The 12,688-nt window shown below is 63.4% G+C and carries 12 protein-coding genes; 5 read left to right on the plus strand and 7 right to left on the minus strand.

Annotated elements, in window-relative coordinates:
* Window positions 1-75 precede the first annotated feature (75 nt).
* The 5 genes from leuS to N436_RS08540 all read left to right on the plus strand — a co-directional run bounded on the left by leuS (window position 76) and on the right by N436_RS08540 (window position 6,157).
* Window positions 76-2,682, plus strand: coding sequence for a leucine--tRNA ligase (gene leuS / locus N436_RS08520; protein WP_105946264.1), 2,607 nt, complete (start codon window positions 76-78; stop codon window positions 2,680-2,682).
* A 61-nt stretch (window positions 2,683-2,743) separates the two neighbouring features.
* Window positions 2,744-3,349, plus strand: coding sequence for an LPS assembly lipoprotein LptE (lptE, locus tag N436_RS08525; RefSeq protein WP_016712177.1), 606 nt, complete (start codon window positions 2,744-2,746; stop codon window positions 3,347-3,349).
* Window positions 3,350-3,388: 39 nt separating this feature from the next.
* On the plus strand, window positions 3,389-4,426 hold the full coding sequence (gene holA, locus N436_RS08530) for a DNA polymerase III subunit delta (protein ID WP_110740802.1): 1,038 nt from the start codon (window positions 3,389-3,391) through the stop codon (window positions 4,424-4,426).
* A 189-nt stretch (window positions 4,427-4,615) separates the two neighbouring features.
* Window positions 4,616-4,780 carry an alternative ribosome rescue factor ArfA gene (arfA, locus tag N436_RS08535; RefSeq protein ID WP_110740803.1) on the plus strand — a complete coding sequence of 55 codons (165 nt, stop codon included), beginning with the start codon at window positions 4,616-4,618 and terminating at the stop codon, window positions 4,778-4,780.
* 60 nt (window positions 4,781-4,840) lie between these two features.
* A complete protein-coding gene (locus N436_RS08540; protein ID WP_105946266.1) occupies window positions 4,841-6,157 on the plus strand; it encodes a lytic murein transglycosylase in 1,317 nt (438 codons plus the stop codon).
* 33 nt (window positions 6,158-6,190) lie between these two features.
* On the opposite strand, the gene N436_RS08545 is transcribed toward N436_RS08540, so the two are convergent.
* The 7 genes from N436_RS08545 to mltB all read right to left on the minus strand — a co-directional run bounded on the left by N436_RS08545 (window position 6,191) and on the right by mltB (window position 12,675).
* Window positions 6,191-7,129 (minus strand): LD-carboxypeptidase, encoded by a 939-nt coding sequence (locus N436_RS08545; protein ID WP_110740804.1) that lies wholly within the window; start codon window positions 7,127-7,129, stop codon window positions 6,191-6,193.
* 86 nt (window positions 7,130-7,215) lie between these two features.
* Window positions 7,216-8,232, minus strand: coding sequence for a lipoyl synthase (lipA, locus tag N436_RS08550; RefSeq protein ID WP_016712182.1), 1,017 nt, complete (start codon window positions 8,230-8,232; stop codon window positions 7,216-7,218).
* Between the two features lie 2 nt (window positions 8,233-8,234).
* Window positions 8,235-8,882 carry a lipoyl(octanoyl) transferase LipB gene (gene lipB / locus N436_RS08555; protein ID WP_019098023.1) on the minus strand — a complete coding sequence of 216 codons (648 nt, stop codon included), beginning with the start codon at window positions 8,880-8,882 and terminating at the stop codon, window positions 8,235-8,237.
* Entirely contained in the window at window positions 8,882-9,157 is a 276-nt protein-coding gene (locus tag N436_RS08560) for a DUF493 domain-containing protein (RefSeq protein WP_003249736.1), read from the minus strand. The genes lipB and N436_RS08560 overlap by 1 nt, the downstream gene beginning before the upstream one ends.
* Before the next feature lie 73 nt (window positions 9,158-9,230).
* On the minus strand, window positions 9,231-10,391 hold the full coding sequence (locus N436_RS08565; RefSeq protein WP_105946268.1) for a D-alanyl-D-alanine carboxypeptidase family protein: 1,161 nt from the start codon (window positions 10,389-10,391) through the stop codon (window positions 9,231-9,233).
* 272 nt (window positions 10,392-10,663) lie between these two features.
* On the minus strand, window positions 10,664-11,665 hold the full coding sequence (locus tag N436_RS08570) for a septal ring lytic transglycosylase RlpA family protein (RefSeq protein ID WP_105946269.1): 1,002 nt from the start codon (window positions 11,663-11,665) through the stop codon (window positions 10,664-10,666).
* Window positions 11,665-12,675: a lytic murein transglycosylase B gene (mltB, locus tag N436_RS08575; RefSeq protein ID WP_110740888.1), complete on the minus strand. Its 1,011-nt coding sequence runs from the start codon at window positions 12,673-12,675 to the stop codon at window positions 11,665-11,667. Before mltB ends, N436_RS08570 begins: the two co-directional genes overlap by 1 nt.
* Window positions 12,676-12,688 lie beyond the last annotated feature (13 nt).

Below are 12,688 nucleotides of genomic sequence, written 5' to 3' on the forward strand. Positions count from 1 at the left end.
CGACACCGGAGTGCCGGACGCAGCGAGGTTCCGCTGCCTGGAACAAGGTCTCTTCTCTCTCAGCCAAAAGTAGCCATGCACGAACAATACACGCCCCGTGATATCGAAGCCGCCGCCCAGAAGTTCTGGGACGAGCAACAATCGTTCGCTGTTACCGAACAGCCAGGCAAAGACACCTACTATTGCCTATCGATGTTCCCGTACCCGAGCGGCAAGCTACACATGGGCCACGTTCGCAACTACACCATCGGCGACGTGATTGCCCGTTACCAGCGCATGCTGGGCAAGAACGTCCTGCAGCCGATGGGCTGGGACGCATTCGGCATGCCCGCGGAAAACGCGGCGATGAAAAACAACGTCGCCCCGGCCAAGTGGACATACGAAAACATCGACTACATGAAAACCCAGCTCAAGAGCCTGGGCCTGGCCATCGACTGGGCACGTGAAGTCACCACCTGCAAACCCGACTACTACCGTTGGGAGCAGTGGCTGTTCACCCGCCTGTTCGAGAAAGGCATCATCTACCGCAAGAACGGTACCGTGAACTGGGACCCGGCAGACCAGACCGTACTGGCCAACGAGCAGGTCATCGACGGCCGTGGCTGGCGTTCGGGCGCGCTGATCGAAAAGCGCGAAATCCCGATGTACTACTTCCGCATCACCGACTACGCCGACGAGCTGCTGGAAAGCCTCGACGAGCTGCCGGGCTGGCCTGAGCAGGTCAAGACCATGCAGCGCAACTGGATCGGCAAGTCGCGCGGCATGGAAGTACAGTTCCCGTACGACCAGGCCAGCATCGGCCACGAAGGCACCCTGAAGGTCTTCACCACCCGTCCCGACACGCTGATGGGCGCCACCTACGTCGCCGTCGCCGCCGAGCACCCGCTGGCCACCCAGGCGGCCCAGGGCAACCCGGCGCTGCAAGCGTTCATCGACGAGTGCAAGAGCGGCAGCGTTGCCGAGGCCGACATGGCCACCCAGGAGAAGAAAGGCATGGCCACTTCCCTGCTGGTAGAGCACCCGCTGACCGGCGAGAAGCTGCCGGTATGGGTCGCCAACTACGTGCTGATGCACTACGGCGATGGCGCCGTGATGGCCGTGCCGGCCCACGACGAGCGCGACTTCGAGTTCGCCCACAAGTACAACCTGCCGGTCAAGGCCGTGGTGCGCACCAGCGCGGGCGATGAAGTGGGCAGCGAGTGGCAGGCCGCCTATGGCGAGCACGGCCAGCTGATCAACTCCGCCGAGTTCGACGGCCTGGACTTCGCCGGCGCCTTCGACGCCATCGAAGCCGCCCTGATCCGCAAGGAACTGGGCAAGTCGCGCACCCAGTTCCGCCTGCGTGACTGGGGTATCAGCCGCCAGCGCTACTGGGGCTGCCCGATCCCGATCATCCACTGCCCGTCCTGCGGCGACGTGCCGGTGCCGGAAGACCAGCTGCCGGTCACCCTGCCCGAGAACGTGGTGCCGGATGGTGCCGGCTCGCCGCTGGCGCGCATGCCGGAATTCTATGAGTGCACCTGCCCGAAATGCGGCACTGCGGCCAAGCGCGAAACCGACACCATGGACACCTTCGTCGAGTCGTCCTGGTACTTCGCCCGCTACGCCTCGCCGAACTACGACAAGGGCCTGGTAGACCCGAAAGCCGCCAACCACTGGCTGCCGGTCGACCAGTACATCGGCGGTATCGAGCACGCGATCCTGCACCTGCTGTACGCGCGCTTCTTCCACAAGCTGATGCGTGACGAAGGCCTGGTTACCTCGAACGAGCCGTTCAAGAACCTGCTGACCCAGGGCATGGTCGTCGCCGAAACCTACTACCGTGTGGCCAGCAACGGCGGCAAGGACTGGTTCAACCCGGCCGATGTCGAGATCGAGCGCGATGCCAAGGCCAAGATCATTGGTGCTCGCCTGAAGACCGACGGCCTGCCGGTGGAAATCGGCGGTACCGAGAAGATGTCGAAGTCGAAGAACAACGGCGTCGACCCACAGTCGATGATCGAAGCCTACGGTGCCGACACCTGCCGCCTGTTCATGATGTTCGCCTCGCCGCCCGACATGAGCCTGGAATGGTCCGACTCCGGCGTCGAAGGTGCCAGCCGCTTCCTGCGCCGCGTCTGGCGCCTGGCTCAGGCACACGTCAGCCAGGGCCTGCCGGGCAAGCTGGATGTCACCGCACTGGACGACGCGCAGAAGGTCATCCGCCGCGCCATCCACGCGGCCATCAAGCAGGCCAGCAACGACGTGGGTCAGTTCCACAAGTTCAACACCGCCATCGCCCAGGTGATGACCGTGATGAACGTGCTGGAAAAGGCACCGCAGGCCAGCGAACAGGACCGTGCCCTGCTGCAGGAAGGCCTTGAGGCCGTCACCCTGTTGCTGGCACCGATCACCCCGCACATCTCCCACGAGCTGTGGCAGCAACTGGGCCACCAGCAGGCCGTGATCGACGCTGGCTGGCCAGCTGTCGACGAAGCAGCCCTGGTGCAGGACACCATCACCCTGGTGGTGCAGGTCAACGGCAAGCTGCGTGGCCAGGTCGAAATGCCGGCTGCTGCCAGCCGCGAAGAAGTCGAAGCCGCTGCCCGCAGCAACGAGAACGTCCTGCGCTTCATCGATGGCCTGACCATCCGCAAGGTCATCGTGGTACCGGGCAAACTGGTCAACATCGTCGCCAACTGATGGCAGCGCCCGCTCGCAGTCACTGCGGGCGGGCGTAACAGGCCCACAAGGGAGCAACAACATGATCAAACGCAATTTGCTGGTAATCGGCCTGGCGGTCATGCTCAGCGCCTGCGGTTTCCAGCTGCGCGGCACCGGCTCTACCGAGCTGAGCGTGAAGGAAATGGACGTCAGCGCGCGCAACGCCTATGGCCCGACCGTGGTCCAGCTGCGTGAAGTACTGGAGCGCAGCGGCGTCAACGTACATGCTGGCGCACCGTATCGCCTGGTACTGACCAACGAACAGGAGCGCGAGCGCGCGGCCACCTACAACAGTGGTAACCGTACCGCCGAGTACGAGCTGACCACGGTGTTGAACTACAGCATTCAGGGCCTGAACAACCTGGAGCTGATGAGCGACAAGCTGGAAGTGCGCAAAATCTACCTGCGTGACGGCTCGAACATCACCGGTTCCGAGCAGGAAGCCAACCGCGCCCGTGAAGAAATGCGCCGCGATCTGGTCAACGCCATGGTCGTGCGCCTGCAGATGCTGAGCCCGTCCCAGCTGGACGAGCTGCAGCGCAAAGCCGACGAACGCGCCCAGGCCGAAGCCGCCGCGCTGGAAGCTGCCCGTCGTCAGCAGGCCGAAACGCCTCAGCAGTCGCCGCTGGAAGTACCGGGCAACTAAGCCCGTGTGGGGCACCTTCGGGTGCCCCGCCTGTTTCCCATGAAACTTGCCCCCGCCCAACTCAACAAACACCTGCAAGGTACCTTGGCACCGGTCTACGTGGTCAGCGGTGACGACCCGTTGCTATGCCAGGAAGCTGCCGACGCCATTCGTAATGCCGCGCGTCAACAAGGTTTCGATGAGCGCCAGGTGTTCAGTGCCGACGCCAACTTCGACTGGGGCACCCTGCTCCAGGCTGGCGCCAGCCTGTCGCTGTTCGCGCAACGCCGCCTGCTGGAACTGCGCCTGCCTTCGGGCAAGCCCGGTGACAAGGGTGCCGCCGCACTGATGGAATACTGCGCCAACCCCGCCGAAGACACCCTGCTGCTGGTCAGCCTGCCCAAGCTCGACGGTAGTGCGCAAAAGACCAAGTGGGGCAAGGCGTTGATCGAAGGCGCGCATTGCCAGTTCATCCAGATCTGGCCAGTGGACGTGCATCAGCTGCCGCAGTGGATCAACCAGCGCCTGCAACAGGCCGGCCTGACGGCACAGCGTGATGCTGTCGACCTGATTGCCGCGCGCGTGGAAGGCAACTTGCTGGCAGCCGCGCAGGAAATCGAAAAGCTCAAGCTGCTGGCCGACGGCAACCAGATCACCGTGGAAACCGTGCAGGCCGCTGTTGCTGATAGCGCCCGCTTCGATGTCTTCGGCCTGGTGGACGCCATTCTCAACGGCGAAGCTGCGCATGCCCTGCGTATGCTCGAAGGGTTGCGTGGTGAGGGGGTAGAACCGCCGGTCATCCTCTGGGCCCTGGCCCGTGAGCTGCGCCAGCTGGCTGGGCTAGCCCAACAGTTCAGCCAGGGTGTACCGCTGGACAAGGCCTTCAGCCAGGCCCGCCCGCCGATCTGGGACAAACGCCGACCGTTGGTCAGCAAGGCCCTGCAACGCTTGTCGGCGCAACGCTGGGCGCAGTTGCTGCAGGATGCCCAGCGTATCGACGCGCAGATCAAGGGGCAGGCCGAGGGCTCTCCTTGGACGGGTTTGGCTCGGCTGTCGCTGCTGATGGCTGGCCAGCGCCTGGCGTTACCTCCGGAATAACTGGGGTCTCTGTGGGAGCGGGCGTGCCCGCGAATCAGGCGACGCGGTGGATGGCACCGGCTTCGCCGGTGTTCGCGGGCACGCCCGCTCCCACAGGACTGCGATCGACCATAAACATTATCAATTGGCCCCTACCCGTACCAAGCCCTACAGTGCGCCCCGAAAACCACCCAACCCGGGAACACCGCCATGAGCAAAAAGCCGAAAAAGCACGGCCCCAACAAGGCCAAGTCCATCATCGCCCAACCGCTGTTCCGCTGCCGCCAGGAACAACCAGCCAAGGGCAAAGGCAGCTACCGCCGCGAAGCCTTCCAATCGAGAGATTGTGAGGCTTCCTACTTTTTGGCTGCATGAAAGCATCGCAAGCGCAGGCATGGTATGGTCGTCACCTGACCTGCAATTCTGGATCTGTGCATGCTCTTCCGTCTTATCCCCCGTTGGGAAACCCGCCAGCTGATCGCGGCCTCCAGCTTCATCCTGCTTGTGGCCTGCGCGGAAAAACCCACCGCCGCCGACGCACTGCCGCTGGCCCCTGCGCAACCCGCTCCCGTGGTAACCGTGCCCGGCGCGACGCCTGACGTCAGCACTGAAATCCAGCCTCTGCAAACCTTCGCCCAGTGGCAGGCCGGCTTCCGCCAACAGGCCCTGCAAGCCGGGATTTCACCCAGCACCTTCGACCGCGCGTTCCTCGGCGTCACCCCTGACATGGACGTGATCAAGGCCGACCGCAGCCAGCCGGAGTTCACCCGCCCGGTGTGGGAATACCTCGAAGGCGCCCTGTCGCCCCTGCGCGTGCGCAACGGCAAGAAGCTGCTGGAGCAGAATGCCGAGTTGCTGACACGCATCGAACAACGCTATGGCGTGGACCGCCAGGTGCTGGTTGCGGTGTGGGGCATGGAAAGTAATTTCGGCCAGTTCCAGGGCAACAAGTCGGTGATCCGCTCGCTGGCCACCCTGGCCTACGAAGGCCGCCGCCCACAGTTCGCCCAGGACCAGCTGATCGCTGCGCTGCAGATCATCCAGCATGGTGATATCCAGCCTGAAGCCATGCGCGGCTCGTGGGCCGGCGCCATGGGCCAGACCCAGTTCATCCCGACCACCTACAACACCCATGCTGTGGACTTTGACGGCGATGGCCGCCGCGATATCTGGAACAGCACACCAGATGCCTTGGCTTCGACCGCGCACTACCTGCAGAGCTCGGGCTGGAAGCGTGGGCAGCCGTGGGGCTTCGAGGTACAGGTACCGGCTGGTTTCGATTTCTGGCAGGCCGATGGCGCACTGCGCAAACCGGTGAGCGAGTGGCTGGCGATGGGCGTGAAACTGCCGGCAGGCACGCAGTTGCCCGCCAACAGCAACCAACTGTCTGCCGCCCTGCTGTTGCCGGCTGGCGCACGCGGGCCGGCGTTCCTGGTGCTGGACAACTTCCGCGCCATCCTCAAGTACAACAACTCGTCGTCCTACGCGCTGGCGGTGAGCTTGCTGGGGGATCGCTTCAGCGGCTGGGGCTTCATTGCTGGCAGCTGGCCGAAGGAAGACCTGCCGCTGAGCCGCAGCGAGCGTATGGAATTGCAGAACCTGCTGAACAGCAACGGGCATGAGGCCGGGAATGCTGATGGCATTATCGGGGCCAATACCCGCAAGGCTATCCGCAATGCCCAGCAGGGGCTGGGGTGGCCGGCGGATGGGTATCCGACCCACAAGCTGCTTGAGAGCCTGCGTAGCCAGTGAGATTTTTGGGGCCGCTGCGCGGCCCCGGCAATCTCAAGCCTTGAACAGATCCTGCTCCAGCACCAGACTCTGCTGATTACTGTCCAGCCGCACCCGAGCCCCCATCGGCAAGCACACATTCGGGTCGCAATGCCCACTGCGCCACCCCGCCAGCACCGGTATCCCCAGAGGCGCAAAGGTTTCCTCCAGCAACGGTGCAAGCGCCGCCGTGGTAATCCCGGCAAAATCCCCAACCAGCACGCCCTTTACCCCTTCCAGCTTGCCCGCCAGACGCAACTGCGTCAGCAGCCGGTCCACCCGGTACAACGGCTCGTTGACGTCCTCGATAAACAAAATGCAGCCCTGGGTATCCAGCTCGGCCAGCGTCCCCATGGTCGCACCCAGCATCGACAGGTTGCCGCCCAGCAGCGGACCACTGGCCACACCTGCCAATACACTGCTCAAGGCATAGTCCGTCGGGTGCACGATCTGCTCGCCTGCCCGCACATGCCCAGCCAGCTGTGCCAGCAACGACGACTCAGTCGGCGGCAACTTCGCCCCCAGAAGGTCGGCATTGAGCATCCCTCCATGGAAGGTGATCAGCCCGGCATGCCGATAGATGGCCGTGTGCAGCGCAGTGATGTCGCTGTAGCCGATCAGTGGCTTGGGGTTGCGCCGAATCAGGTCAAAGTCGAGCCGATCAAGCAGGCGCATGCTGCCGTAACCACCGCGCATGCACAGGATGGCGTCGATAGCCGGATCGGCAAAGGCATCGTGCAAGTCCTGCAAACGCTGTTGGTCGGAGCCTGCCAGATAGCCCTGGGCCTGGTGTACACCGGGGTACAGGCGGCAGCTGTAGCCACGGTCGGCAAACCACTGGCTGACCTTGTGCGTATCCAGCCGCGCCGCGCCTGCCGGGGCGACAATGGCAAAGCAGGCGTTATCCGGCAACGCGGCTGGCAGGCTCGGTAGTAAGGTTTCGGCACAGTTCATTGCGGCTCCTTGCAGCGCTTGGTACACAAACAAAAATGCCGATGCCGCCCTTCGGCGTGCATCGGCATGCGTGCCTCAGACCAGGCTCAGAGCTTGATCTTGGCTTCGTGGGCCTGCTGGTCAGCGTGGTACGAAGAACGCACCAGCGGGCCGGAGGCGACGTTCTTGAAGCCCATCTTGTAACCTTCCTCGGCGAACCAGGCGAAGGTGTCCGGGTGCACGAAACGCTGCACCGGCAGGTGGCTGCGCGACGGCTGCAGGTACTGGCCGAGGGTGAGCATGTCGATGTCATGCTCGCGCATGCGGTGCATCACTTCGATCACTTCCTCGTCGGTCTCGCCCAGGCCGAGCATCAGGCCCGACTTGGTCGGCACATGCGGGACCATCTGCTTGAACTTCTGCAGCAGGTCCAGCGACCAGTCGTAGTCCGAGCCCGGACGCGCAGCCTTGTACAGGCGCGGTACGGTTTCCAGGTTGTGGTTGAACACATCTGGCGGCTCTTGCGCGGTGATTTCCAGTGCGACGTCCATACGGCCACGGTAGTCCGGCACCAGGGTTTCCAGCTGCACGCCCGGCGACAGCGCGCGGATTTCGCGGATACAGTCGGCGAAGTGCTGGGCACCACCGTCACGCAGGTCGTCGCGGTCCACCGAGGTGATCACCACGTACTTCAGGCGCAGGTCGGCAATGGCGACAGCCAGGTTTTTCGGCTCATCCAGGTCCAGCGGCTTCGGCCGACCGTGGCCTACGTCACAGAACGGGCAACGACGGGTGCAGATGTCACCCATGATCATGAAGGTGGCGGTACCACCCGAGAAGCACTCGCCCAGGTTCGGGCAGGAAGCCTCTTCACACACGCTGTGCAGCTTGTGCTTGCGCAGCAGTTGCTTGATGCGGTCTACCTCGGGCGATACCGGAATACGCACGCGAATCCAGTCAGGCTTTTTCGGCAGCTCTTCGGTGGGGATGATCTTCACCGGGATGCGCGCCACCTTTTCGGCGCCACGCAGTTTTACCCCAGCTTCCACCTTCTTCGGCGCTGGGCGCGGGGTGACATCCTGGGTGGGTATCAGGTTCGGCACGGCTTCTTGCACAGTTGTCATATTCAGTCGATTCCGCCCGTGAGGGTCGTCTGCTCAGCGTAGTCGAGGTGCTTGACCAGCTGTCCGCGCAGCCTTGTCCTGACCTCGTCGAGTTCGATCGGACCTGCCAGGTCGCGCAGCTGGGTCATCGCCAGCCCCGCATAGCCGCAGGGGTTGATTCGGCGGAATGGCGCAAGGTCCATGTCCACGTTCAGGGCAAGGCCGTGGAACGAACGGCCGTTGCGAATTCGCAGGCCGAGGGAGGCGATTTTCGCTCCATCGACATAGACGCCCGGGGCGTCGGGCTTGGCAGAAGCCTGCACGTCGTAACTGGCGAGCAGGTCGACCAGCGTCTGCTCGATACGGCTGACCAGTTCGCGCACGCCAAAGCCCAGCCGGCGCACATCCAGCAGCAGGTAGGCCACCAACTGCCCGGGGCCATGGTAGGTCACCTGGCCGCCGCGGTCGGTCTGCACCACCGGGATATCGCCCGGCACCAGCAGGTGCTCGGCCTTGCCAGCCTGGCCTTGGGTGAAGACCGCGGGATGCTCGACCAGCCAGATTTCATCCTGGCTGTCCGGGGTGCGCTGCTCGGTGAAGCGACGCATGGCCTCCAGCACCGGTTCGTAGGGCTGCAGGCCAAGCTCGCGAAAACCGAGGCAGGCGGACATCAAAGCACCATTTTCACGATGCCGGTAGCGCGCAGGGCGCTGTTGATATCGTGCAGCTGGTTCTCGCTTTCGGCAACGATGTGCAATTGCACGGTGGTGTACTTGCCTTCCTTGCTCTGGCGCTCGGCCAGGGTGGAAAGGTCGACCTTGGCGTGCTTGCTGAGGATTTCGATCACGGTGTCCTTGAAGCCGACAACGGTATCGCCGATTACCTTGATCGGGTAATCGTCGCAAGGGAATTCGATTTTATGCGACTTGACGTCTGGTTCGCTCATGGCGGAAACGGCCTCGTAAGCCGTGGCAACAACAACGCCCCCGCGAGATACGCGGGGGCATGCAGGTCACGTATCAGTTGAACAACCCGTAGAAGAATAGACGGATGCTATCCCACATACGGCGGAAGAAACCACCTTCCTCGACGCCATCGAGGGCGATCAGGTCGGCACTGTGAACCACTTTCTCGTCCAGTTTGACTTCCACTTTGCCGATCACGTCACCTTTGGCGATGGGTGCGGTGAGCTGCGGGTTCATGGTCATCGAAGCCTGCAGGCGCTTCAATTGGCCTTTAGGCATAGTCATGGTCAGGTCGTCGGCCAGGCCAGCCTTGATCTGGCCGGTGGCGCCCTTCCAGACCGGTGCCTGGGTCAGCTCGGTGCCCTTCTGGTAGAAGGTCTGGGTTTCGAAGAAGCGGAAGCCATAGGTCAGCAGCTTCTGGGTTTCGGCAGCACGCGATTGCTCGCTGTTGGTACCGAACACCACGGCGATCAGGCGCTGGCCGTCGCGAACGGCCGACGCCACCATGCAGTAGCCGGCTTCGTCGGTGTGGCCGGTTTTCAGGCCATCGACGGTCTTGTCACGCCACAGCAGCAGGTTGCGGTTCGGCTGCTTGATGTTGTTCCAGAAGAATTCCTTCTGCGAATAGATGGCGTAGTGGGCCGGGTCGACGGTGATGATCGCACGGGCCAGGGTGGCCATGTCGTGCGCCGACGAATAGTGGTCCGGGTTCGGCAGGCCGGTCGGGTTCATGAAGTGGCTGTTGGTCATGCCCAGGTCGGCAGCCGTCTTGTTCATCATGTCGGCGAAGGCATCTTCGCTGCCGGCGATGTGCTCGGACAGGGCGACCGAAGCGTCGTTGCCGGACTGGATGATGATGCCGTGCAGCAGGTCGCTGACGGTCACCTGGCTGCCCACCTTGATGAACATGCGCGAACCGCCAGTACGCCAGGCGTTTTCGCTGACGGTGACCGGGTCGTTTTCACCGATCTGGCCACGGCGGATGTCCAGGGTGGCGATGTAGGCGGTCATCAGCTTGGTCAGGCTGGCCGGCGGCAGGCGCTCGTCACCGTTGTTCTCGACCAGCACGTTGCCGCTGGACGCGTCCATGAGTACGTAGGACTTGGCTGCCAGTTGCGGTGGTGCCGGCGTCATCTGCTCCGCCGCGAAGGCGGCAGGCGTGATCATCAGCAGTACAGGCAGGCAAAGTCGTTTGGCAAGGTTGGTGATGTTCATCCGTCTCTCGAAAATCGCTAATGGTCTGAGATGTTCCCTGGGCAAGATCGTGTGCCCAGCGCCAGTCAGTCTAGTTTTGTGGCCGTCGGCCTGGCCCACGAACGTGCGGCTTTATGTCGCTGCGGGCAAAAGCCGTCATTGTACATGGGCGCGCCCGGCAATTCATGACAAAACCGACAGTTTGGTGTTGCCTTCTTCGCGGGCGCGCCCGCTCCCACAGGGTTTCGCATAGCCCTGTGGGAGCGGGCGAGCCCGCGAAGAAAGCGACGCGGTCAGTCAGCTGTGACCAGCTTGGCCTGCCCCAAGTTCGCCAGGCGGATGCTGTCTTGTGCCTGCTGGATCTCGCCCTGGCTGCCAATCGGCCCCAGGCGTACGCGGTGCAGGGTTTGCTGGTTACGCACGATCGAGCTGATGAACACCGGCGCACTGACCATGGTGCTGAGCTTGGAGCGCAGCAGCTCGGCGGCGTCCGGGTTGGCAAAGGCGCCTACCTGCAGGAAGCTGCCGCCGTTGCCCGCCGGCACATTGTTGCCCCCCACCTGCACCGGCACCACCGGCGCCGCGTGCTGCTGCGGCGGTGGGGTCCATTGCTCGACACGCCCGGTGTTGGCCGGGATCGCCTGGGTCTGGGCTACCTGCGGTTCTTTCAGCACCATCGGCGGTGTCTGGCCACGCTGGGCCCACCACTGCTGCGGGTCGATGCCCTCGACGCGCACATGCGCGGTGCCGATCTCGGCATAACCGAGCTTTTTCGCCGCCGCATAGGACAGGTCGATGATACGGTCGGAATAGAACGGGCCACGGTCGTTCACCCGCAGGATCACGCTGCGACCGTTGGCCAGGTTGGTCACCCGCACATAGGCCGGCAGCGGCAGCGTCTTGTGCGCCGCGCTCATGCCGTACAGGTCATACAGCTCACCGTTGGCGGTGTTCTGCCCGTGGAACTTGGTGCCATACCACGATGCGGTGCCCTCGGCGCGGTAGTTGCGCGAGTCCTGCATCGGGTAGTAGGTCTTGCCCAGCACCGTGTACGGGTTGGCCTTGTAGTTGCCGGTGTGCACGGTTGGCGTGGCATCGGGGATCTTGTTCACATCCACGTCCCACCACGGTGCACCGTCCTTGTGTGCCCGGTTGATGTCCAGGCCTGGCTGGCTGCGCACGACGTTGCCACTGCTTTGCTGGGCCGGGCGATTGGAGGAGCAACTGGCCAGCACCACGCCAACGGCGAGGCAGGTGAGCAGCTTGAAAGAATTGGCAGAGATGATTGCGCGCATTACTTGACGCCCCGTACTTGAACCAGCTGTTCCGCAAGCTGATGCACCGCCATGGCATACATCACGCTGCGGTTGTAACGCGTGATCGCGTAGAAGTTCTTCAGGCCCACCCAGTACTCGGGGCCATTGTCACCTTCAAGGCGGAAAGCGGTAACCGGCAGATCATCGCGCAGCGAATCATGAACCGACCAGCCGAGCGTGCGCAACTCCCCGACGGTTTTCACAGGCTCGATGCCTGTGGTCAGGCCTTCGTCGGCGCGCGCGCCATCCACCCAGGCGCGGCTGACCACGCCACCACCGGCCACCCAGCCATGGCGCTTGAAGTAGCTGGCGACGCTGCCGATGGCATCGTCCGGGTTGTTCCAGATGTTGATGTGGCCGTCGCCGTCGAAGTCCACCGCAAAGTTACGGAAGCTGCTCGGCATGAACTGCGGCAGGCCCATGGCGCCGGCGTAGGAGCCTTTGAGCGTGAGCGGGTCGAGCTGTTCATCGCGGGCCAGCAACAGGAACTCGCGCAGTTCCTTGCGGAAGAATTCAGCCCGAGGCGGGTAGTCGAAGCCCAGGGTCGACAGGGCATCGATCACCCGGTAGTTGCCAGTGTTGCGGCCGAAGAACGTTTCCACACCGATGATGGCGACGATGTACTGTGCCGGCACGCCATATTCCTGTTCGGCGCGGGCCAGTACCGCCTCGTGCTGGCGCCAGAAGTCCACACCACGGGCGATACGCGCGTCGGTGAGGAACATCGGCCGGTAGTCCTTCCACGGCTTGACCCGTTCGGCCGGGCGCGAAATAGCGTCGAGGATCGACTGCTTTCGCTGCACGTCAGCGAACACGCCCATCAGCTGCTCAGGGGCAAAGCCATAGTCGCGGCTCATTTCGCCGACAAACCGGGCCACCTGCGGCGAGCCTTGGTAATCGCCGGCATGGGCCAGCTGTACAGCGCCGAACAGGCCCACCGCGCCGATCCACGGCGCACAACGGGCAGCCCAGTTACGCACTGCTTGCATGAAATTCTTCACC

This window comes from Pseudomonas sp. RV120224-01b, from assembly GCF_003208145.1.
In the GTDB taxonomy this organism is placed as follows: Bacteria; Pseudomonadota; Gammaproteobacteria; order Pseudomonadales; family Pseudomonadaceae; genus Aquipseudomonas; species Aquipseudomonas monteilii.